Annotated in this window: 24 protein-coding genes and 1 other annotated feature; of the genes, 3 read left to right on the top strand and 21 right to left on the bottom strand. The window is 34.4% G+C overall.

The window, feature by feature from the left end:
- Positions 1–268: 268 nt before the first annotated feature.
- The 8 genes from metG to D7D81_RS19460 form a co-directional block, all read right to left on the bottom strand.
- Positions 269–1,903 carry a methionine--tRNA ligase gene (metG, locus tag D7D81_RS08005; protein ID WP_125988937.1) on the bottom strand — a complete coding sequence of 545 codons (1,635 nt, stop codon included), beginning with the start codon at positions 1,901–1,903 and terminating at the stop codon, positions 269–271.
- A 75-nt stretch (positions 1,904–1,978) separates the two neighbouring features.
- Positions 1,979–2,243, bottom strand: a binding site (T-box leader).
- Positions 2,244–2,387: 144 nt separating this feature from the next.
- A complete protein-coding gene (locus D7D81_RS19800; RefSeq protein ID WP_205739379.1) occupies positions 2,388–2,564 on the bottom strand; it encodes a hypothetical protein in 177 nt (58 codons plus the stop codon).
- Positions 2,565–2,608: 44 nt separating this feature from the next.
- A complete protein-coding gene (locus D7D81_RS07995; protein ID WP_286170334.1) occupies positions 2,609–3,265 on the bottom strand; it encodes a dienelactone hydrolase family protein in 657 nt (218 codons plus the stop codon).
- Between the two features lie 554 nt (positions 3,266–3,819).
- Complete coding sequence (locus D7D81_RS07985) at positions 3,820–5,022, bottom strand: enolase C-terminal domain-like protein (protein WP_502700025.1); 1,203 nt, start codon at positions 5,020–5,022, stop codon at positions 3,820–3,822.
- Positions 5,023–5,027: 5 nt separating this feature from the next.
- Positions 5,028–6,317, bottom strand: a complete 1,290-nt coding sequence (locus D7D81_RS07980; RefSeq protein ID WP_125988931.1) for a TRAP transporter large permease — start codon at positions 6,315–6,317, stop codon at positions 5,028–5,030.
- Complete coding sequence (locus tag D7D81_RS07975; protein WP_125988929.1) at positions 6,314–6,826, bottom strand: TRAP transporter small permease; 513 nt, start codon at positions 6,824–6,826, stop codon at positions 6,314–6,316. Before D7D81_RS07975 ends, D7D81_RS07980 begins: the two co-directional genes overlap by 4 nt.
- A 73-nt stretch (positions 6,827–6,899) precedes the next feature.
- Entirely contained in the window at positions 6,900–7,943 is a 1,044-nt protein-coding gene (locus D7D81_RS07970; RefSeq protein ID WP_125988927.1) for a DctP family TRAP transporter solute-binding subunit, read from the bottom strand.
- Positions 7,944–8,085: 142 nt separating this feature from the next.
- A complete protein-coding gene (locus D7D81_RS19460; RefSeq protein ID WP_164522160.1) occupies positions 8,086–8,232 on the bottom strand; it encodes a hypothetical protein in 147 nt (48 codons plus the stop codon).
- Positions 8,233–8,433: 201 nt separating this feature from the next.
- Between D7D81_RS19460 and D7D81_RS07965 the strand changes: the two genes are divergently transcribed.
- Together D7D81_RS07965 and D7D81_RS07960 are read left to right on the top strand one after the other, a co-directional pair.
- Entirely contained in the window at positions 8,434–8,652 is a 219-nt protein-coding gene (locus D7D81_RS07965; RefSeq protein WP_125988925.1) for a helix-turn-helix domain-containing protein, read from the top strand.
- Between the two features lie 320 nt (positions 8,653–8,972).
- Positions 8,973–9,440, top strand: coding sequence for a helix-turn-helix transcriptional regulator (locus tag D7D81_RS07960; protein WP_164522159.1), 468 nt, complete (start codon positions 8,973–8,975; stop codon positions 9,438–9,440).
- 83 nt (positions 9,441–9,523) lie between these two features.
- On the opposite strand, the gene D7D81_RS07955 is transcribed toward D7D81_RS07960, so the two are convergent.
- From D7D81_RS07955 to D7D81_RS07905, 11 genes are all read right to left on the bottom strand, one after another.
- Entirely contained in the window at positions 9,524–9,823 is a 300-nt protein-coding gene (locus D7D81_RS07955) for an N-6 DNA methylase (protein WP_205739378.1), read from the bottom strand.
- Positions 9,824–9,880: 57 nt separating this feature from the next.
- The gene (locus D7D81_RS07950) at positions 9,881–10,657 is read right to left on the bottom strand and encodes a hypothetical protein (protein ID WP_125988919.1); all 777 of its coding nucleotides are present in this window, start codon (positions 10,655–10,657) and stop codon (positions 9,881–9,883) included.
- Between the two features lie 226 nt (positions 10,658–10,883).
- Positions 10,884–11,396: a hypothetical protein gene (locus tag D7D81_RS07945; protein ID WP_125988917.1), complete on the bottom strand. Its 513-nt coding sequence runs from the start codon at positions 11,394–11,396 to the stop codon at positions 10,884–10,886.
- A 240-nt stretch (positions 11,397–11,636) separates the two neighbouring features.
- On the bottom strand, positions 11,637–12,893 hold the full coding sequence (locus tag D7D81_RS07940; protein WP_125988915.1) for an NAD(P)/FAD-dependent oxidoreductase: 1,257 nt from the start codon (positions 12,891–12,893) through the stop codon (positions 11,637–11,639).
- Positions 12,890–13,432: a 4Fe-4S dicluster domain-containing protein gene (locus D7D81_RS07935; RefSeq protein ID WP_125992015.1), complete on the bottom strand. Its 543-nt coding sequence runs from the start codon at positions 13,430–13,432 to the stop codon at positions 12,890–12,892. The genes D7D81_RS07940 and D7D81_RS07935 overlap by 4 nt, the downstream gene beginning before the upstream one ends.
- Positions 13,433–13,460: 28 nt before the next feature.
- Positions 13,461–15,344, bottom strand: coding sequence for an anaerobic carbon-monoxide dehydrogenase catalytic subunit (gene cooS, locus D7D81_RS07930; RefSeq protein WP_125988913.1), 1,884 nt, complete (start codon positions 15,342–15,344; stop codon positions 13,461–13,463).
- A gap of 325 nt (positions 15,345–15,669) precedes the next feature.
- A complete protein-coding gene (locus D7D81_RS07925; protein WP_205739377.1) occupies positions 15,670–16,086 on the bottom strand; it encodes an RrF2 family transcriptional regulator in 417 nt (138 codons plus the stop codon).
- A 266-nt stretch (positions 16,087–16,352) separates the two neighbouring features.
- A complete protein-coding gene (locus D7D81_RS07920; RefSeq protein ID WP_125988911.1) occupies positions 16,353–17,063 on the bottom strand; it encodes an Rv2686c family ABC transporter permease subunit in 711 nt (236 codons plus the stop codon).
- A 4-nt stretch (positions 17,064–17,067) separates the two neighbouring features.
- Positions 17,068–17,769 (bottom strand): fluoroquinolone export ABC transporter permease subunit, encoded by a 702-nt coding sequence (locus D7D81_RS07915; RefSeq protein ID WP_125988909.1) that lies wholly within the window; start codon positions 17,767–17,769, stop codon positions 17,068–17,070.
- Positions 17,769–18,620: an ABC transporter ATP-binding protein gene (locus tag D7D81_RS07910; RefSeq protein ID WP_125988906.1), complete on the bottom strand. Its 852-nt coding sequence runs from the start codon at positions 18,618–18,620 to the stop codon at positions 17,769–17,771. Before D7D81_RS07910 ends, D7D81_RS07915 begins: the two co-directional genes overlap by 1 nt.
- 4 nt (positions 18,621–18,624) lie before the next feature.
- On the bottom strand, positions 18,625–19,278 hold the full coding sequence (locus D7D81_RS07905) for a TetR/AcrR family transcriptional regulator (protein ID WP_125988904.1): 654 nt from the start codon (positions 19,276–19,278) through the stop codon (positions 18,625–18,627).
- Positions 19,279–19,583: 305 nt separating this feature from the next.
- On the opposite strand from D7D81_RS07905, the gene D7D81_RS07900 reads away from it, so the two are divergent.
- On the top strand, positions 19,584–20,024 hold the full coding sequence (locus tag D7D81_RS07900; RefSeq protein WP_125988903.1) for a VOC family protein: 441 nt from the start codon (positions 19,584–19,586) through the stop codon (positions 20,022–20,024).
- 170 nt (positions 20,025–20,194) lie between these two features.
- On the opposite strand, the gene D7D81_RS07895 is transcribed toward D7D81_RS07900, so the two are convergent.
- Positions 20,195–20,971, bottom strand: a complete 777-nt coding sequence (locus D7D81_RS07895) for an ABC transporter permease (protein ID WP_205739376.1) — start codon at positions 20,969–20,971, stop codon at positions 20,195–20,197.
- Positions 20,972–20,981: 10 nt separating this feature from the next.
- Positions 20,982–21,884, bottom strand: coding sequence for an ABC transporter ATP-binding protein (locus D7D81_RS07890; RefSeq protein ID WP_125988901.1), 903 nt, complete (start codon positions 21,882–21,884; stop codon positions 20,982–20,984).
- Positions 21,885–21,888 lie beyond the last annotated feature (4 nt).

Below are 21,888 nucleotides of genomic sequence, written 5' to 3'. Positions count from 1 at the left end.
CACAGCAATAATTCGCTGTGCCATTCCTGGTTTTTATAAATTACGATACTGTTCTATATTTTACAAATTAATTGAACTTAAAATGACTATACTAATTTCACCCTTCCCTGAAAATTCACTTCAATTATAACCCTTTCCTAAATTAATTTCAACTGCAATCAATAATTCTCAAAAAAATAATAAATTTGCTTGTTCAAATATATAAAATGTTATAGCAAAAATAGTATTTACATCAAGATATGAATACCTTTAACCCAGGACTCAATTTTTATTCTACTCCATTCATTAATAATCTCTGTCTTTCTTCTTTAATCCGTTCTTTATCTATTCTCTTAAACAATATTTTTATATCCCGGATAGGGCTTTTTGCCTCTAGCTCTATATATGACCACTTAGCCTTATCTAAATTCATCATATCTCTGAGCTTTTGAGATGAAAAAGGCAAAAATGGGTTCAGTAAATTAGATAGGTTAATAATACTCTGTACACATGTACAAATAGTATTTTTACATAGATTCATATTTTCTTTAACACTAATCCATGGTTTTTCCTCATCAAAATATTTGTTCATCCTTCTTATAAAAGAAAAAATGCTTTCTAAGGATTCTTTAAACTCTCCTTTTTCAATTAAATTACCAACTTGTTCATATAAAGCAATTATTCTTCTCTTTATTTCAGAATTAATATTAGAAGCAGGGACTCTAGAATCATAATACTTCTCTACAAAGACTAATGTCCTATTTACAAAATTTCCATAGGCAGCAAGTAATTCTCCATTATGACTATTAATGAATTCTTCCCAGGAAAAATTACAATCCCTTTTTTCTGGACCATTAATTGAAAGATAATACCTAATTGAATCTGGATTATACCTTTCCAACATACAAGGCACCCATACTGCCCAATTCTTACTGGTTGATAATTTTCTTCCTTCTATAGTTAAATACTCACTTGAAATAATCTTATCGGGTAAATGTAAATTACCAATACCCAAAAGCAATGCAGGTAGAATAAGTGTATGAAAAGGTATATTATCCTTACCATGAACATAATATGCTGTTACATCTTCTCCCCAGTAACTTTGCCAGTCACTATTTGTCTCTTCTGCCCACTGCATACTGGCTGACAAATATCCTAAAACTGCTTCAATCCATACATATATTTTTTTTTCTTCATATTCTTTAATTGGTACACTTATTCCCCAGGATAAATCTCTGGTAACAGCTCTATCTTTTAACCCTTCCTGCAGATACCTTTTTGTTAATTTAATAGCATTATCACGCCATTCAGATGGGCTTTTAGCTAAAATATCATTCAACTGATTTCCAAATTTCGCTAGTGCAAAATAGAACTGCTCAGTCCCTTTCACGACTGGTTCTCCACCACATAATTTACAAACCCTTTCTTTCAATTCAAGGGGTTCAATTAAACTTGAACATGTATCACACTGATCACCTCTGGCAATAGCACCACAAATAGGACAGATACCTTCTACATATCGGTCAGGGAGATACTGATTACAATTTTCACAAAATAACTGTTCTATCCCTTTTTTATAGATATAATCTTTTTCCAGAAGCTGACGAAATATTTTCTGTACTATCGAATAATGAACAGGTTGGTCTGTTCTAGTGTATAAATCATAAGTAAATCCAAGTTTTCTGAAACAATCTCTAAATTCCTGATGATATCTATTTGTTATATCCTCAGGAGCAATATTTTCATTATTGGCCCGCAAGGCAATAGGGGTTCCATGACAATCACTTCCTGAGACATATAAAACATCTTCACCCTTTAATCTATAATATCTAGCAAGTATATCACCTGGTAATAAACTCGCTATATGTCCTAAGTGTAGAGAACCATTGGCATAAGGCCAGGCACCACCGATAAAAACACTCATATTTTATACCCCTTTCAAAAGTAATAAAGAATTTCAAAAAAGATAAATAAAAAACTCTCACCCCCTAGTATATTACTAGAGGACGAGAGTTTGATTCCCGTGGTACCACCTCAGTTTGTTAATAACCTCACGGTATTAACCTCTTCAAGTACGACATATATTTATGTTTATACTCTAGCACTGTAACGGGTGCAAATTTACCGGTACAATCTACTACCTACATTGGATTCGATGCACAGCTCCCAGACCATTTTCAACTAAATTTTCTTTACCCACTCTCACCTAACTGGGTTCTCTGTAAAAGATACATCAGTTTACTCTATCTTTTCATCGCTATATAACTTTTTATTTATTTTGTTGAAAATTATAATATAACAATCTTAAAAAGTCAAGATAAATGATGCTGAATTATTATATTGTAATATTTTACTAATTTATATAAATTGTATTACAACTTTTATATGTTTGTCAATATAAAGTCCTATTATTTAGTAATAAAATAAAAGAATCTCTCCTCTTCAACTGTATTCACACCAGGACATATAACTAGCCCACCTAAAAGCCGGTAAACTGGCTGACCAAAATACTTGCCCTTCAAATCCCACAACGCACAATCTATCGCACTAATTGCCATCATACTGATTCCTTTATGGAAATACATTGTCTACATGTACTACATATAGTTATAATTAAGTATCTGCTTTATTAATTAATATAATTTTGTATAAATTCAATCATTTCTTGTTCTGCTTTTTTTGCTGAATCTTTGCAGTATTTATCTGAATAAGGGTCACTAAATCCATGATCTGCTTGAAATTGACGAACTATAATACTCCTATTATCTTTTAACTGTTCGATTAAATTATCTATGTTAAATGATTTTTCTCTTTTTGGAAAAAATAGCATAACTGGACATTTTGGAGTTACTTCTGTATAATCTCTAATTCTTGAACCATAATACCCGATTATAAGATCACAAATATATTCATCATTACTACACAACCAGGCTATCGTTGCTCCTATACTAAATCCAACTAATATAATGAACTTATATTTATCTCTAATTTTAGATAACAACTTCTTTATCTTTTTTTCTGCTACTGAAAATCCTATATTCTCTTTAAAATTATGATAGGCACTTTTTTCATCAGTATAATCATAATAATCATCTGTCTGTAATAAATTTGGACAAAGAACATCAAATTCATAATCCGCTAAATATTTGCACATAGTCTTTATGTGTTGATTAACTCCATAAATTTCATGAAGAACAACAACACATACATTTGAGTTATTATAATAAGTTAACATATTCTTCCATCTTTTAGTATTTGACCTTTTACGGTTACTTTTGCCATCCATTTTATCAACTCCGTTCTCATGTTCTTTTTTATTTTCAGTTTTTTGTCTATTTCCAGATTTGTCAGTTAAACTATGATTAAACTTCAGCAACCTTAGATATCTCTTATTTTGGTTGAACCCGACAATATATTGTTATTATGACGTTGATCACTAAATTTCAAAACTATGTCATAAAGAAGGTCAACCAGTTTTTTTAACCAAAAACAGCAAAGGTTATATAGTTGTTATCTATATAGCCCCGGTTATGAGTCAAGCTCTTTATGAAAAACAAAATGTCTTACTAGAATTATATCAAAAATTAGGAGAAGCCGAAACAGAAAGCGAGTCAAATACTACCAAAATTTATCACAAACAACTAATGGAAAATGAAGACTAAGATAAATGAGTAAAAAATATAATGTTAATTATCTTCCTGTCGCTATAAAGTCTATTTAATAGCATATAAAAAATCTCTCCTCTTCAACTGTATTCACACCAGGACATATTAGTTGCTTAAAATAACAGTTGAAAAGCAGAGATAATTTATTATTTTATAAATATATATAGTTTTTTTACTAATAGCTTAATCTTACCTCATTTTCAACCTTTGCATCATCTATAACTAAACCCAAACCAGGCCTGTGGTCAAGTTCAACAAAACCATTTTCAGCAGTAACTGGCTCTTTCAAAAAATACTGCCATCCCTCATTCCATTTGACCAGATATTCTACTAATGGAACCAGGGCCGGGGATTGGGCAGCAGTTAGATGAATATTAGCAGCAAAAGATTCACCATGTGGTATCAGAGGTATATCATATACAGAAGCCAGTGAACAGATATTCATCATTTCAGTAATTCCACCTGCCCACATCGTATCCAGCTGAATAATATTTAAAGCACCTTTTTTCATTATCTCCTGAAACCCCCAGCGGGTATACTCATGCTCACCGCCAGCTATATCTACACTGGAATTAGCTGTTATTTCTTTCAAACGGTCAAGCTTATCAGCCATCAGGGGTTCTTCCAGCCAGAGAGGTTGATATTTTTCAATTGATTTTATCATCCGCAGTGTATAGGAAACATCCCAGCTCATCCAGGCATCAAACATCAAGTTATAATCATCACCAGCAGCTTCCCTGGCTGTCTGGACAAGTTCCAGATTTTTTTCAAAACCCTTCTGCCCAGAAGCAGGCCCATGCCGGAAAAACCATTTCTGTCCAACAAAACCAAGAACACAGTATTCTCTTACTCTTTCTTTCACCAGTTCCGGTTCAAGCGAGAAGCCTAACATTGAAGCATAAACAGGTAACTTCTCCCTAACTGGCCCACCTAAAAGCTGGTAAACTGGCTGATCAAAATACTTGCCCTTCAAATCCCACAACGCACAATCTATCGCACTAATTGCCATCATACTGATTCCTTTACGCCCATGTACAGCAGAGCGGTACATTAAATCCCATAACTTTTGGGTTGCCAGCGGGTTCTGCCCTATTAGCAGTTCTTTCATACTCAAAGCAATCAGGGCGGGACTTTTGTCGAGAGGACCAAAAATACCCTTAATACCTATATCAGTCTCAATATATAGAAAAGTACCACGAATAAGTAAACTATCTTCCCTCTCTAAAGGTAAATTAGTCTGCTCAGACCAGTCAGCAGAGCGAAACTCTTCGTATATATCAACAGGTCTGACCAATCTTTCCTCATAATACTCTCCCTTCTTTTCTTTACTTCCTTCATATCTGATACAATAAAGGTCGGTAATCTTCAAAACAAACACCTCCATTAAATTAAACCCAGCAATCTGGGAATATATAAGCTCAGTTCTGGAATAAATCCAACCAGTAAGATTATAATAAAATTAATCAACAAAAAGGGTAACAACTCTTTACTTAAGGTAGCAGTATCCAGTTCGGCCATATCTGCTGCTGCAAATAGAATATTGCCCAGAGGGGGAGTACATAAACCAATATTCAAATTGACAATTAACATAATACCGAATTGAACTGGATGAAGCCCAATATCTACTGCCAGAGGGGCTATTACCGGGGCAAATAGTAGTATTGAAGCCCCTGCATCCATCCACATTCCCATAAATATAAAAAACAGGTTAATGATAATCACCAGTAAATAAAAGTTTGTAGTTATTGATTTAAAAACATGTTCAGCTACAGCTGATACATTTTCTATACCAAAAACCCAGGAAATAATAGATGCCCCGGCGATAATTAAGAATAACTTGGCAGAACCTAAAATTGATTTCTTTAGGGTTGCCGATAATTCTTTACGTCCAATTGATTTAAAAAGGAAAATTCCCACGAATAAGGCATATATAACTGAAACTGCCGCAGCTTCTGTCGGGGTAAAGACACCAGTTAAGATTCCACCAATGATAATAACGGGCATAATAATCGCCAGAATAGCATCCTTAAGCCCTGTAAAAAACCGGGCTGGTGTAACCTCTACTTCAACTTTAGGATATTGTCGTTTATCAGCCAGTAATTTTACAATTATCATATCAGAGAATCCAATTAAAACCCCCGGGATGATTGACCCGGCAAACATAGCCCCTACAGAAGTACTCATCGTGGCGGCATATAAAACAGTGATAGTACTTGGAGGAATGATTGGACCTACTAAGGAAGAAGCAGCCGTCACAGCAGTAGCAAACTTCTTATCATAACCTTCCTTAACCATACTTGGTATAAAGACACTTCCCAAGGCTGCTATATCACCTAGAGCAACACCTGTAATGCCGGCAAAAATTATACTGGCCAGCACATTTACCTGAGCCAGACCACCACGAAACCTGCCGACAACCATATTGGAAAATTTGATTAGTCTTTTGGAAATACCAGATTCATTCATTATATCCCCGGCTAACATAAAAAAGGGAATCGCTGTTAAAACATAAACATTAAGCCCGCTAAAAAGTTTCTCCGGCAGCATTGATAAAAAATTTGTATCACCAGAAAAAATAAAATAGATAACTGAACTTATTGCCATTACAAAACCTACAGGTAATCCCAGAAAGAGCAAAAAAAGGAATAAGCCAATAAATACAGGAAGAGTCAACCCTCACACCCCCCTTTATTTGCTGATTTATTTATTAAACCACTAACATAATCTATAATCTGATTGACGGCATAGACTATCATCATTACTGAACTTACTGGCAAAGCTAGATAGACCCAGAATAAGGGAAAGCCCATACTGGGGGATTTGAGTATCCACATCATATTAGCTGCCCTATATCCTACAACAGTCAGTATCACCAGATAGCCTATAATCAAAAGCTGAAAAATAATATTTAATATGGTTTTTAGAGTTTTAGAAAAATAATCACTAAAGAAATTAACACTAATATGCTTATCTATCCTTAAAACAACTGCTGCCCCCAACAGCACCAGCCATACCATTAAATACCTTGTTAACTCTTCAACCCAGGGAAAGGAATAAGAGAAAATAAACCTGGAAATTACCAGTATAAAGGTAATAAAAACCATGACTGACAGGAGCATTTTAGTAATAAAATTTGTCAGTAAAATAGATATATAACAAACAGAATCCAATAATCTCTTCATATTTTCCTCCTAACTTAAAGAAGATAGGTTCTCCAGGAGTAATTCCCCTGGAGAACTAAAATACCGGGTAATATTAATTCAACCCTAATTCCTTCTCTGCCTTTTCTGTTGCCTCCAAAATTCCCTTAACCCAGTTGGGGTCAAGATTATTATTTAACCAGTCAATTGCCGACTGCTGTGTCTTCTCTTTAAATAATACTTTCTCTTCCGAAGTAGGCCGGTAAATCTGGACTCCCTTTTCTTTTAAATATTCAATACCCTTTACTTCTCTGGCAACTGTCAACCCGTGGTTAACGGACAAGGCAATCTGAGCTGATTGATGGATAATTTCTTTTAAATCATCTGGTAAGCTCTGATACCATTCTTCATTAAGAACTATAGAATTAACACCGTATACATGCCCATCGAGAATAATATATTTCTGTACTTCTTCCAGTTTAGGAACCAGAAATGTAGCCACAGAGTTCTCCTGTCCATCTACAACACCTGTCTGCAGTGCTGTATATAGTTCATTCCAGGATATTGGGGTAGGACTGGCGCCCAGGTCTTCAACTATTTTCATATGTAAAGGTATGTTCATTGTTCTAATCTTTAAGCCCTTCATATCAGCGGGGGTTTTAACTAGTCTTTTATCATTAGAATAATGCCGGAAACCACCATTTTCACTCCAGAATAAAGCCCTTAATCCTGTTTTTTGCGCCATATCTTCAATCATTTTTTGACCAAATGGCCCACCCAATACTTCCCAGGCAACCATGCGGTTGGAAAAAAGATACGGTATAGAAAACACTTGAATATTCGGATAAATACTGGCCAGGTGTCCATCAGACGGTTCTGTGGCCTCAATTGCACCCATCCTCACCTGGTTTACCATTGATTCAATACTACCCAGCTGTCCCCCAGGAAAGATTTTGACCTGTAAGCGGCCATTAGACCTTAATTCAACTTCATTTTTAAAGACTATATAGGGGGTCCAGGAATGATGATATTCCTTCGGTGGGTTAGAAACACCAAATTTCATTTCATATACTTCTTTATCCTCAGCCAAAACACCACCTGCTAATACAGAAACTAATAATATCAACAGTGTAAAAAGTAAAATTCCCTTTTTCAACATTATTTTTTCCTCCCATTTTAATTAAAGATTTCGAATATACTTACCATACTTAGACTATATTACTTATCCCCTCCCTTCTATTAAGATAAAAAAATAGACCGGAAAAATAAATTCCCGGCCCAGGGCCCCAGGTTAAACACTTCTATTCCTTTTTCAACTTGACAATTTTAATGATAAACTCCTCATCTTTTCCCCTTATTATTACTATATCGTGATTAAATAACTTGTAGATCTTATCTCCCGGTTGATATTCTGGTAAACCTTCCTGTCGTTCCTCTCCTCTTTGCACAGCAACCCCTCCCGGGAACCATACTCCAGCAAAACACCCCTACCACAAATTTACAAAAACATGTCCATATGGTATAATTATTTAATGGGATAAGCTAACAGAACAGCTGGCAACTGTTCTCTTTTTACCCTGGATTGATAGATAGATACCTCCTTTCTATTTAGAAAGAGCCAGGGATAACTAAAGGAATGATACTTAATTATGATAAAAAATCGTCTGGCAATTCTAATGGCTGAACATGGTATTAAGTCTATGATAGAACTCAGTAAACAAACTGGATTAGATAAAAATACAATCTCCAACTGGTACAACCAGAAAGTAACTCGCTTTTCTTCTGAGACCCTGGACACCATCTGTAAATTCTTTGATTGCCAGGTAGGAGATCTGCTGACTTATGTTCCAGATGAAAGCCATGAATAATATATTTATATGTTAAAATATGACCTTAAGTTAAATAATGCGGTAAAATTTACATGAATATACTGCTGTGATATAATTAAATAGTATTTTATAACAGTAACAGAGCCGACTGAATACTGTTATTTTAGTTCTTAGTAAACCTCCTTTCTTCTTATATTAAATTTTATTGTCGTATTTATTATGACATTCAATATATATGTATCTTAGTTTTGTATATTAAATAACTTTATACCTATATTATAATGTTATTTATTGTGCTTGTCAAGCAATTATTGTTATTTTTTGTGTATTTTATTCTTTTTCGAAAGGAAGTCAAACCAATGAATGACGAATTTGTTATTAATGACAGAATTAAAAAAGTTAGAAATTCATTTGATTTAACACAAGAAAGTTTTGCAAACCGTTTAAATATAAGTAGATCTACTATTGGTGCACTAGAAAATTATAACAATAACCCTTCAAATCAATTAATATCTAATGTTTGTAACGAGTTCGGGATAAATCAGAAATGGATTAAAACTGGGAAAGGTCCCATGAAGAAATCTTTAGAAGAGATTATAAGGAAATATGCAAACTATTTCCCTAAAGAAGAAGCCAGAGAGGCCTTATTAAATATTTTAGCTGAACTTGAAAATGATACAGATAATCTTGAAAATAAGCAGGACAGGTCTGATTTTGCAGAAATTTTAAATCTTCTCAGGAGAAAATATCAAAAGGCAGACCGGGATACAAGGGGCTGGATAACTGTTGAATTGAAGAGGACTTTTTTGGAGAATGATGAAAAATAAAGGAAAATGCAATTGCTAAAAACCTCTGCACATATTCCTAAATACGGAGGTTTTTAATTTTTAACATGTTTTTATATTTCGCTTTACAATAATTCACTTTTTAGCTTAAAACTATCTCCTAAGTAAATATTGGATTTACCATCACCTCTAAGAATCATATTCGCTGTACCTAAAGCAAACATATCAGGACGTTGTTCTACCCCAATAAGATTATTTTCTTTTATTTTTTGAATCTTCTCTGTATCATTTCCTGCTTTCTTTATCATCATATGCATAGCACTTATTAAAAACCCACCAGTTCCACAACAAGTATCCAATACTACACTCTCAGTACTTAAATTAGCCATTTCTGCATATAACTCAGTAATATGTCGTAGAGTCAATACACTACTGTTTTCATATATGTATATAAGTCATCGGTGTTTATTATCAACTTCTTTTCACTCATCATTTTCCTCCTTTAAATTAATTTTATATTTTACAACAGTCAAACATTTGTATTTTTTGTTTTTCCAACTATAAAATTTTATAATAAACATTGTATCCCAGTCCCAAACCTCATAAATATAATATCTGTCTTTATATTTAATTATCCCATGATAGTCTTTTGTTCTAATTTTATCTCTGCCCTCATATTCAGGAGAAACATATTGGCCCCCCATACTGGCATTTGATTCATGATAAGGAATAGTCACATTATTCTTCTCATTCAATATACTATAGACTGAATGTCCATAGTCTTCATCCTCATTATAATACCCACTACTGTAAAAAACATCTTCTTTCCCATTTTCTTCATTATTATCAAAATTAATTTGATATATTTTAAAGTTGTAATGGGCGTATTTCTCATTATGCGTCATAAAATCTTCTTCATTACCTATAATCTCAAAATCAACAAATTTAAACTGAGGATATTTCTTTAAATACTTTTGAAACTCAGGGTCATTAATATCATCTGTCCTATACTCTGGTTTTATAAATTCTACCCTTCCATTTATAAAATCTTCATAAAATTGCCTGGCAAACTTATCTGTATCAGCTGGATAACCTTCAAAATCATCTATGTAATTGCTTATTTCATATTCCAAACCTTTTAAGCCCTCTAAAAACTTCAATAACTTATGGTTGTGTTCTTCAAAGTCACCATTTGCTAAAGATATACTTGAAAATACTAACATAATCATTAGACATAATATTATAGCTTTCTTCTGCATTTTAGCCCTCCTATAAAAATATCCATATTATGTAATTGCCGTTAATATTATATTATATTTTTATATGTATTACAAATTCTGGATTGATACTTTAGAACCAAAATTTTCAAAAATTTTTCTCCCTCAAAATAAAAAAACTCCCGGGTTTCTCCGGGAATTAAACTAATACAATATCAATATTGTTGGGATTTTGGATCAAATTTTAGATAAACAAGTATGTTATGGGTCATGCAGGAAAATCTATTTCAATTAACTTTAAAATTTTTTCCTTTAAATCTTCATCTAAATTTTTTTTGTAAATCTTATTTAAAGTCTCGATAATATCCTGACGAATAAGATTAAAATGTTTTTCATCTTTGCAAGTTATATATTGTTGGTTTAAATGATTCACTATTTGGGTTTCATATTTTTTATCTAAAATAGCAATTTTCCATATGTTTTGAATACATTGTCTTGAAGTTATAAATTTTTTATCATAGGTATGTGTTAGTATATCGCTTAATAATCCAGCAACCTTATTATTCTTATCACTCTTAGCTAAATTACAAAGGAGCAGTATACTAATAGATCTCTGGTAAGAATTATTATTGCTTAACTTCTCTACTAATTCTAGATATACATCATCAAACCAATCCACAGTATTATCTGTGATTTTAAGTAATTGATTTAAAGCCGTTAGCCGTACATGATTATCTTTCGAATTAATATCTTTAAACAGTCTTTCAATATCCTTATCCATATTAACCTCCTCATTATATTTATACTAAAATATATTTTAGCTTGTCCAAAACTGTGTGCTCTAACATATTTGAGTTTGATTAATTTATTATAACATTAATTATACCATTTTTTACTTGGTTTTCACACACTTTGATGTTTTATAATAACATCGTATATGGTGTTTTCCCCTTTCTCTTCAAGCCACACCTCAAAAAAACCAGACCATTATCTCAATGGTCTGGTTAGTAGGTATGGCTGCTTAAATTTTATAGCTAAAACTAGCATCTTCCTGCTGTGCAAAAAAATCAGCATAGCTTAAGGTGAAAATATTATCGAGATAATCGTTGACAACTATTTTATCTTTAATTAATTTACCGAGAACCCCGGCATTTTCAAGCTCTCCTTGAATAAGCGCTCCATAGATAATCCCATCTTTGTAGATTACCTTCTGATAACAGTTTCGCTCAGTCCTGACCTGTATTTGGTAGCTATTATCAGGTGGCTCTACCAGACCATAACTAATTGTCGATAGACCAGCAAAGCGCATTGAATTTTTGCTGGCAAAATTGTCAGTTAATCTTTTTTCCAACCCTACCATATTATAAGCCGCTGTCTCACCCTGTTTGACTGCCACTGGCCAGATCGGAGTCAGACTTTTTTCTCCATGGAATACCTCATAGGACTGACAGACATCACCGGCGGCATAGATATCCTTGCTAGAACTTTCTTGATGCTCATCAACCAGAATTCCTTTATCTATCTTAACCCCTGTTCCGTCCACCAGCGAAACATTTGTCCTGACTCCAGTAGCCACAAGAATTAAATCAGTTTTCAGACTGCTCCCATCCTGCAAAACCAGTTCAACAACATTATCATGCTGATCCAGAATAACCTCATTTACGCTATTATTAGTATATATTTCAATTCCCTGTAAGTTAAATAATTTTTCATAATTAGCGGCTGCCTGCTGATCTAACTGCAGGGGCAAAATATGGGGGGCCAGTTCAATCACTGCCACCTGATTAGCAGAGGTTTTTAAGCTTGTAGCCAGATCAATACCAATTAAGCCAGCCCCAATAATTGCTATCTGCTGCTTATCCTTACTCATCTCTTTTATCTTTTTAGCATCCTGAAGATCACGCAAGGTATAGACCTGCTTTCCTTGACGAAGACCAGCAATAGGAGGTAAGAACGCTCTGGAACCAGTAGCAATTAACAATTTGTCATAACTGTACTTTTCTCCCTTCTTTGTTTCCACAAGTTTTTCTGCTGCTATAACCCGGGCAACTTCCTGGCCTTTCTTCCAGTCGATCTGCTTCTTAACCATAAAATCAGCTGGAATAAAGGCAAGTCTATCCTCAGATCTGGCCCCACTAATAAAATGATGTAATAAACAGCGAGAATATATTGTCTCATCTTTAGAAATAATAGTTATTTCCGCAGCAGGATCTAATTTTCTAATAGTCCTGGCAGCACTTATTCCGGCAGCACTACTACCAATAATTAAATGTCTCATCTTAGCACCCCCTGCCTGGTCTGCACTTCAATTAATTTAATCGCTCCAGTGGGACAATTAGCAACACAGGACGGTTCATCCCGGCCGGCACACATATCACATTTGTTGGCAACCTCATCCACAAATTTATTTTTATTCCCAGTTTTACTTTCATGCTCATTGTCAGTTTCCTTTTCTGTATCTGTCACCTTAATTTTATTTCTCACCCCAGGAAAAATCAGACCATAAGGACAGGACATTACACACATCCAGCAACCAGCACACTGTTCCTGATCACAGCTAATATGGCCGGTCTCTTCATCCCTCTGTAAAGCCCCGGACATGCAGGCTTCCAGACAGGCAGCCTCATCACAGTGGCGGCAAAACAGGGGAATTACCTGGCCGCCCCGGTTGAGAACAATCTTATTACAGGCCTGATTGCGGGGATCAGTCAAATCCAGCTCCAGTAGTGAATTCAATTCACTATTTTTAAGCATACAGGCCAGTACACAGCTTTTACAGGCCTGACATAAGTCCTGATCAATAACTATTCTCTTCATCATTTATCTCTCCTTTAACAAACCCAGTTTATAAACCAAGTGCCTGACGGCGCTCAATAATAATCTTTTCCAGTTCCTGAGCAGCTGCAGTAACATCTCCCTCGACTAGCAAACGGCCACCAGTCAGTCCTTTTAGATCATCCATCAAGGTTTTGGTCACGACTTTGCTACCACTGACAAAGGGTGGTAAAGCCAGGTGTAAAGGGAGACCAAGAGCCAAACCGAAAGCCCCGTCAGCCAGGGCCTGTTCTTCCAGCCACTGCGGTGCAGATAAAACCACCGGTAATTGTGGTATATCAACCTGCAACATCTCTGCCAGTTCACTAACTACCAGTTCCAGTCTACCGATTGCCAGACAGGGCCCAAAATTAAGCACTGGTGGAATGCCCAGATTTTCACAAACCGCCCGTAGGTTATCACCAGCCAGCTCAGCTGCCCCAGGAGAAACCAGCCCACAGTTCTCCAGTCCACCGGTAGTACAACCAGCTGACAGAACCAGAATATCACGTTTAATCAGTTCTCTGGTCAGTTCAATGGTAAAAACATCATGACCCTTAGCTGTTAAATTAGAACAGCCTACAACTCCAGCTACTCCCTTAATTTCCCCACTGGCTAAAAGATCAATTAAGGGCTGGTAAGTGCCACCCAGAAACTTTTTCAAAGAATTTTCACTAACCCCGGTAATTACATCATCATAACCATGTTCTACTGGGATATTTATCTCGACCTGGTGTCTCCGCTGTTGATAACTGTTAACTGCTCTGTCAATAATCTCATCAGCCAGCTCAGTAGCCCGGGCTGGATCAAACTGCAGCTGGTCAGCATTAGCTTTTTTCGCCACATCATCAATACAGACCTGATCAACCATAAACTCGGTTGCGATTGGTTCCAGACCAGGGATAGTACAGTTAAACTCTGAAACTATCTGATCAATACCACCGGTAGCCAGTAAAGCTTCACTGGTAAAGTTATTTCCGGCATGACCAGCATATATCTCCTGATAATGTTCTCCCCGTAACTGATAATCCTGACCGACACAGGTACAACCGATTAGTTTAAATCCTTTTGCTCCAGCAGCCTGAGCCTTTTCCTTAACTTCTGGACTGAGTAATCTTTCCTGCAAGACAGCAAAGAGTGAGTGCTGATGGCCGGTCGGCATAATATTAATATAATCAGGATCAACTACCCGGAAACCAACCCGGGCCGGCCTAATTTTAGCCTCACCCAGCATAATATCATTTAATTTATTGCTTAGTGTTAAACCATAAAGTCCAGTAGCTATTCCTAACCTTAAAACATGTAACAACATATCGACCGGATCACTGGATAGATTGGTACTTGTTTTAATCAGTGCATCAAATACCTCTGATTTAGCGCCCCCAGGGAGTATAGCTAATTTCTGCCAGTTTTCATATCTGGCTGGCAGGGCCATTTTCTTTACTAATTCCATCTCCTGGTATCTTGGTTTATATAAGTCTGCTAAAACCCTGTCTGCTAGCGCAACTGCTTTGTGCTTACTATCTTCTCCCTTAAGATCAAACTTTTTAACCAGTTCATCCAGGGTAGTCTCTCCTTTTATTTCTGTTTTATAATTACCTAAACCCAACTCTTTCAGGTTCCGGGCTGTGTTTTCTACTATATGTAGATAACAGGCTGCACCGGCCGCTACTGCCCGCAAAAAATTACGGGCCACTATTGTATCACTATCTGCCCCACAGACACCACGTGGTGAATCAGGGGTGATCCGACAGGGACCATTCGCACATAGGCGGCAGCAGACCCCCTGCAGACCGAAACCACATTTTACCGCCTGTTTCGGTTCCCGCTGAAAAACCGTCTCTACCCGAACACTTTTTTTCATAAATTCAGCTAATTTAAGATCAGCAGTTTTACACATTTGACATGGATTCATTAAAAACTCCTCCTAAAATTTAATTTAAAAACACCCTGTTTCTCTACTTTTGAACCAGCAAGCAATTTTTCCAATCACCCTGGATAGTCCTTATCTCAGCTGTAACTTATTTAACTAACCAAGATTAGCAGATTAATATTCCTGTGATAATTTATTCACAAAAGCAACCGGTTTAAAACCTTTTAACTAAGGCTACACTGAAATCAGAAAACAATTGTATACTATTTTAGTATAGTTTAAGTTAAAAATTTATAGTGTACTAATTTAGTATACTATTGGTTAAATTACAACTACAATATAAATACAAAAGAATTATCTTGCAAACTTAATTCCTATTATAATTAAGTAACGTAGCAAAAGTATATTTTTCAAATTCTTTTTCCAATACAGCCAGTATTGAATTCAAACAACAATGAATCGCACAAAAATCCTGGGCCTTCCGGTTGCAAAACTCAGGGTCCTCCTGACATTTATTGATTATTATGCTTCCTTCAATAGCAAGCACTACATCCTTGAGGGTAATCTCAGCTGGATCTCTGGCTATTTTATAACCACCATTCTGACCCCGGTAAGATTCAACAATTCCAGCCTGGATTAATTGCCTGGCAATCTTAAGTAAAAAACGTCTGGGTATCTTTTCTGCCTCAGAGATATACTTTGCTTCCACAACTTCTTCTTTATTCTTTGCTAAATATAATACTAATCTAAAAGCATAGTCTGTAGCCTGTGTTAACTTCATCATTTCCTCCCTTCTTTAACAATTCTAAGTATACCATATGAGTACACTTCTATTATAAAAAAGATTCTGCTTTCTGTCAACTAAATCTATTAAATTTACATATTACCCATTTTTCAATTATTTTTTCTGGTTTGAAGATATAATTATTCTAATTCATTATGAAAACCACTTGAAAATTCAGCCACTAACAGCATATCATTTTTTGTTTACCACACCTGTTTTTCATTGTAGATACTTGATAAATATATTATGCGATGTTGATGGACCTATTAGATTAATCTAGCTTTAAACTTCTTTACCAAGATAAATAAAAACAATAAATGAACTAAAAATCCTGCCAGAATACTTAAGTAAAACCCCTGCTCCCCAATTACTAAAAATCCTTGAACCGGCCAGTAGAATGGGATTAATATTAGTAAAATAGTCCATTTCGATTTACTAAATCTAAGTAAAGGAAGCAGCATTAACAATCCCAAACCTTTAGAAAAAGCAAGCCCTTCTACTTTATTCCCGGCAAAAGCTGTTAAAAATAATGCTGTAATTGGAGATTCTAACATGCTCAATAAACCTAGTATTATTAGACTTCTTATTGAAACTTCTACTAAGCCTAAAACTGGCGTAAGAATTAAGATATAAAACAAACTAATCAACATTGGCATAAAAATTCTATAGATAAGATAACCCTTCTTGGATAAAGGGGTTAAAATCAAAACCTGCACTATTCCTTCATCACGTTCATCTAATACTAAGAAGCCAGCCACTATCCCTATTAAAACTGGAACAAGCAAAATAAAATACCCCGTAATTAGAGGATAGTAATTTACTAAATCAAATTTTTCAAGAAACTCTTCTCTTAAAATAGGCACTCCATAACGAATTAATATAGCAAAGATTATAGGTATAAACATGATATAAATTAACATTAGCTCACGGGTAATATTCTTTAAATCATTTTGAAAAACAGCTAAGATCTTCTTCATCTTATCATTTACCCCCTTTTAAAACGAAAAACCGATAAAAAGATTTATAAGCAAAATGATAGACTATAATAATAGCTACTATCAAATAAGCTATAGCATAGATAAGCTGCCAGACCTCCACCCCAGTAAAAGCACCACCAATCAATAATAAAGATGCCTTGGCAGGAGAAAAATAAGAAAGGTAACTTTTGTATAAACCAAGGTACTCAAACAAAGGGTAATTCAAAAGTATCATATAAAGTACTGAACTGAATATATAATCATTTACTGTATTAAACCTGGCTACGGCAACAAATCCAATTAGGACAAAGAAAAAAGAAGTCAAAACTATACCACTAAGCAATAATAACCAGTTCAATATAGTACCATAACTGAATATAACAATAATTGTACTGGCTAATAAAGCCAATACAGTCAGGGAAACCATCTTGGAAATCAAATACTCTCTAATCCTTAAAGGAGTTACAAGCAAATAATCTAGAGTATTTTCATTTTTTTCTAATAAGATTAATCCTCCAATAAAATAAAATCCCAATAAAGCTGGATCGGAAAAAATAATTAAGGGTAATAGAAATGTTGAGAGCTTAATTGATAAAAACTTTAAAATAAATATATAAAATAGAATTAACACTACATAAACCCCGTAAAAACCATATTTAATCTGTAAAATGATATCTTCCTTAATATTAGCCCATAATCTTCTCATTATAAATTCCTCCCAGTAGTTTCAATAAAAATATCATCTAAAGTAGCTTCCTGAGTATGAATTGTCTTAATTTCCTTAGACTTTAATAATTTATTAAACTTCTGGTTCTCTCCAATCTTCTCTAAGGGAAACTCCTGGCTTAAGGTATTTTCTCCTTGATAATACTCTACTCTCACTATCTTTTTTCCCCTTTTGATTTTTAATTTCTTTGGCGAATCAATTAACTTAATCTGTCCATCAACAATAAAAGCGACTCTATCACACAATTCATCAGCTACAGTCATATTATGGGTAGTCAGAAAGATAGTCTTCCCTTCTTTTTTTTTGTCTAATACTATTTCTTTGATCTTCTTAGCATTAACAGGGTCTAATCCTGAAGTCGGCTCATCTAAAAAGATAAGTTCTGGCTGATGGACAAAGGCTCTTGCAAAATTCAATCTCATCTTCATCCCTTTAGAGAAATTAGCTGCTTTAATATCAGCCTGATCACTTAATCCCACCATTTCTAATAACTCCATGAAATCTGTCTTCTTGTAATTATATAAAGAAGCAATAAAACTCAGATTCTCCATAGCTGTCAATTTATTATATAAGCTTGGCAGTTCAAAGGAAATACCGATCCTCTCATAATAATCCTTACCCCAATCCCTAATTTCCTGATCCATCACCTTAACCTGACCTTGATAATCCCTAAGCAGACCAATGATAATCTTCTGAGTAGTACTCTTTCCAGCTCCACTTGGTCCCAAAAACCCAAATATCTCTCCCTTACTGATATTAAAGCTTATTCCTCTAATTGTTTCATTAGAGTTACCTGGATAAGTGAAATGTAAATCTTTAACCTCAATCATCTTTCTACCTCCTCATAGTTAATCCTTTAGTTACAATGTCAATCAATAAATCTATAGTTTCAGGATAGATCTCTTCACCAATCTCTTTTTTATGTAGACTAATAAAAACAACCGCTCTGATTACACTGATAATAAGCTCTGGATCTTTTTCTATTATCCTGCCTTCTTTTTGCCAGATCTCTATAACTGGAATAAGCGCATCAACTGATAACTCTCTATTTTCCTTCCACTGCTCCTGACTCAACTTCTGATAGACATAGTTTAAATCATCAGAGTTGTAAATCCTATTAATAATAGGATTATCATCCATCTCCTTTAAGATGAGCTTTATTAATTCCTTTATACTTTTAGCTGCATCCCTGGAACTATTTAGAATCTCTTGACTAATCTTTTTTCTCAGCTTATTCCCTTCCAATTTAAAAATAGTAAATAATAGTTCCTCTTTAGAAGCAAAGAAATTGTAAAAACTCCCCTTTGATATGCCTACTGCCTTAGTCAGGTCAGATATAGTCGTCTTTTTTAGACCAAAGATAGCTATTAACTCTTTTCCTTTCTCTATCAATTTATTTCTAATAATTTTTTGTTCCTGTGTTGAAAAGTGTCTAGGCATAGGTATCCCCTTTCTGAGACCAAATGACCATTTCTTATTTTTGGTCATTGTTGTGCAAAAAAATATTTTTCATAGCTCCATTTCTATTATACTTCCCCTTCAAATATTTGTCAATTACCTCAGCTTGTAATTAATGTAGATTAGCAGACCATATATTAAATCAACTCCTGCTTTTTTTAATTTTCTTGCAACATCAGTACTTGTTAATAACTATAACTTCCAATTTACCTTATGCTGTAATTCTTCATATTCTGCAAGATCTAATGAATACATTACAATTTTACAGGAATGTGGCAATTTCTTCTCATAATTGATATAATTAAGAAGAATCAGTATAGAAAGGGGATTTATTAATGACAGATCAAGCTAAACTCGTAAATTTATGTCCTGTTTTTATTTCTCAAGATGTTAAAAAGACTGTGAAATTTTATGTTGAACAACTGGGATTTACATATGCCGAACACTATGATAAAATCGATAACTTCGCAACAATATATAGGGATTCCATCGAATTCATAATTGTTCAGGCTAAATTTGGGGAGGTTAAATCAAATAGTAAAAGACACGGTGCCGGTTATGATGCCTACATAGACCCTACTGCTGTAGAGGGTGTGGATATATTATATCAAGAATTTCTTGCCAATGATGTAAATATAATATCTAAACCACAAAAAACAGATTACGGCAGCTATGAATTTGTCATCGAAGATATTGATGGCAGATTAATTGGCATTGGAAGGATCTATGATAAGCAGACTTATTTTGAGAATTCTGATTATCTTCAGGGCAAGTAATTTTTTTATACTGGCATATTTACATTATTCTAATGCAAAATCAACAGCTTTTTTGGCAGGTATCTTTCTTTATATCTTCCCTTTAGTTCTCTCCTTATCCTCCGTTCATAACATTTTTTAAAAAAATTTTCATTAATATATGCCATTATACGTCAAACCAGACTGGAATATCATGTTACTTTTGTTCCATAACCTTTCGCTAAAGTTATAGTTGCAGTTGTAAACAAACCACTTACAAAAACCACCACCATAATAAAATGCAGTAATATGTTTCCTTCAGATACACCCAGATAGGTATAGCGGGTAATATTAATAAGTGGGAAAATAGGGTTTATAAATTTAAAGAATGATAGAATACCGGGCAGTTTAGAGACTTCAAAAAATACACCACCTAAGTACGATAATGGGGTAATTACAATAGATAACATAAAATTCAAGCGTTCAAAGCTTTCTATTAACAGCCCAGAAATTAGGCCTAATGAAGCAAAAATAAAAGATGTTACACATAACATGATAAAGAAATTAACTGGAGATTCTATTTTAAAACCAACAAAAATTGCTGTTGCTGTGTAGGTTAATGAACCAACCAGAAGTCCTCTAATAGTTCCTCCAAGGATAAAGGCCAGGGATTTTTCTATATTAGAAATAGGGTAACTGTTTAGATCCTGTATAGTATTTTGATACTTATGTGATATTATAGAAAATGAAGGGTTCTGAAAGGCTGCCATAATTGCCCCCATAGTAGCCAGTCCCGGCACAATAAATAATAGGTAATTTACTCCTTCTACTCCCACCTGTCTTGTTCTCATCATTCCTCCAAATATCCCTAAATAAAGTATATTTGACAGCAATGGTGATAGTATAGTCTGAATTGGGACTTTCATGAATCTGCGAACTTCTCTTTGCAATAATGTAAAAAAACCAATTCTATTATAAAATAATGTCATAATTGACCCCCTATTCTTTAACCAGACTGAGATATACATCCTGTAAACTCTGCTTCTTAACATTAATATTATTAAACTCCAGCTCCATTTCAGTCATATCTCGAAATAGTTTTGTTAAATCTTTTTTTAATATATCAAGATAAACTCTTGTCTTAACAACTCTGGGATTATATTTATTTAAAAATCTAATATCATCCTTACCAAGCTCTTTATCAAAATCAATTTCTAATGATATATTTGTTGAGTAATTCTCCAGTAATTCCTCTTTGGGTTCATCCTTAATGATTCGCCCTTTATCGATGATAATTACCCGTTTACACAGCTTTTCGGCCTCTTCAAGATAATGGGTCGTTAAAATGATAGTAATGCCCAGTTGATGAAGTTTCTCTAAAAATTCATGCATAGAGTTACGTAAATCAACATCAACCCCAGCAGTTGGTTCATCTAAGATAAGAATTTTAGGTTTATGTACAAGGGCTTTGGCTATTAGCAGCCTCCGTCTCATACCGCCAGAAAGTCCCCGAATACTGGAACGTTTTTTGTCCTGTAATGATAAGATCTCTAATAACTCATCAATATATTGATTATTATTTTTAATACCAAAATACCCTGATTGTATTTCTAGTATTTCTTTAACTGTAAAAAAAGTATCTAAGGCAATTTCCTGAGGAACAACACCAATTATTTTTTTAGTTGCAAGTTCATCACTATCTAAATCATATCTTCCAATCTGAACAGTACCACTACTTTTTTTCACATTCCCTGCTAAGATATTTATTAAGGTGCTTTTACCAGCACCGTTCTGACCTAATAATGCTGTAAATTCCCCTTCCTCTATACTCAAATTAACATTCTTTAAAGCCTCTATTTTGCCATTGGCATATGTTTTTGATAGGTTTTTTATTACTAACATTAAA

It is taken from the genome of Halocella sp. SP3-1, from assembly GCF_003953885.1.
Taxonomy (GTDB): Bacteria; Bacillota; Halanaerobiia; order Halanaerobiales; family DTU029; genus Iocasia; species Iocasia fonsfrigidae.
Note: the sequence above shows the minus strand (reverse complement) of the source record. Positions and strands in the feature narration are given on the sequence as shown.

Excerpts from the sequence above, each read along its gene's own strand:
- metG (WP_125988937.1), bottom strand. The coding sequence starts at position 1,903 with ATGAGTGTTTTTATCGGTGGTGCCTGGCCTTATGCCAATGGTTCTCTA.
- D7D81_RS19800 (WP_205739379.1), bottom strand. The coding sequence starts at position 2,564 with ATGTATTTCCATAAAGGAATCAGTATGATGGCAATTAGTGCGATAGAT.
- D7D81_RS07995 (WP_286170334.1), bottom strand. The coding sequence starts at position 3,265 with ATGGATGGCAAAAGTAACCGTAAAAGGTCAAATACTAAAAGATGGAAG.
- D7D81_RS07975 (WP_125988929.1), bottom strand. The coding sequence starts at position 6,826 with ATGAAGAGATTATTGGATTCTGTTTGTTATATATCTATTTTACTGACA.
- D7D81_RS07970 (WP_125988927.1), bottom strand. The coding sequence starts at position 7,943 with ATGTTGAAAAAGGGAATTTTACTTTTTACACTGTTGATATTATTAGTT.
- D7D81_RS07965 (WP_125988925.1), top strand. The coding sequence starts at position 8,434 with ATGATAAAAAATCGTCTGGCAATTCTAATGGCTGAACATGGTATTAAG.
- D7D81_RS07960 (WP_164522159.1), top strand. The coding sequence starts at position 8,973 with ATGAATGACGAATTTGTTATTAATGACAGAATTAAAAAAGTTAGAAAT.
- D7D81_RS07950 (WP_125988919.1), bottom strand. The coding sequence starts at position 10,657 with ATGCAGAAGAAAGCTATAATATTATGTCTAATGATTATGTTAGTATTT.
- D7D81_RS07945 (WP_125988917.1), bottom strand. The coding sequence starts at position 11,396 with ATGGATAAGGATATTGAAAGACTGTTTAAAGATATTAATTCGAAAGAT.
- D7D81_RS07940 (WP_125988915.1), bottom strand. The coding sequence starts at position 12,893 with ATGAGACATTTAATTATTGGTAGTAGTGCTGCCGGAATAAGTGCTGCC.
- D7D81_RS07935 (WP_125992015.1), bottom strand. The coding sequence starts at position 13,432 with ATGAAGAGAATAGTTATTGATCAGGACTTATGTCAGGCCTGTAAAAGC.
- cooS (WP_125988913.1), bottom strand. The coding sequence starts at position 15,344 with ATGAATCCATGTCAAATGTGTAAAACTGCTGATCTTAAATTAGCTGAA.
- D7D81_RS07925 (WP_205739377.1), bottom strand. The coding sequence starts at position 16,086 with ATGATGAAGTTAACACAGGCTACAGACTATGCTTTTAGATTAGTATTA.
- D7D81_RS07920 (WP_125988911.1), bottom strand. The coding sequence starts at position 17,063 with ATGAAGAAGATCTTAGCTGTTTTTCAAAATGATTTAAAGAATATTACC.
- D7D81_RS07915 (WP_125988909.1), bottom strand. The coding sequence starts at position 17,769 with ATGAGAAGATTATGGGCTAATATTAAGGAAGATATCATTTTACAGATT.
- D7D81_RS07910 (WP_125988906.1), bottom strand. The coding sequence starts at position 18,620 with ATGATTGAGGTTAAAGATTTACATTTCACTTATCCAGGTAACTCTAAT.
- D7D81_RS07905 (WP_125988904.1), bottom strand. The coding sequence starts at position 19,278 with ATGACCAAAAATAAGAAATGGTCATTTGGTCTCAGAAAGGGGATACCT.
- D7D81_RS07900 (WP_125988903.1), top strand. The coding sequence starts at position 19,584 with ATGACAGATCAAGCTAAACTCGTAAATTTATGTCCTGTTTTTATTTCT.
- D7D81_RS07895 (WP_205739376.1), bottom strand. The coding sequence starts at position 20,971 with ATGACATTATTTTATAATAGAATTGGTTTTTTTACATTATTGCAAAGA.
- D7D81_RS07890 (WP_125988901.1), bottom strand. The coding sequence starts at position 21,884 with ATGTTAGTAATAAAAAACCTATCAAAAACATATGCCAATGGCAAAATA.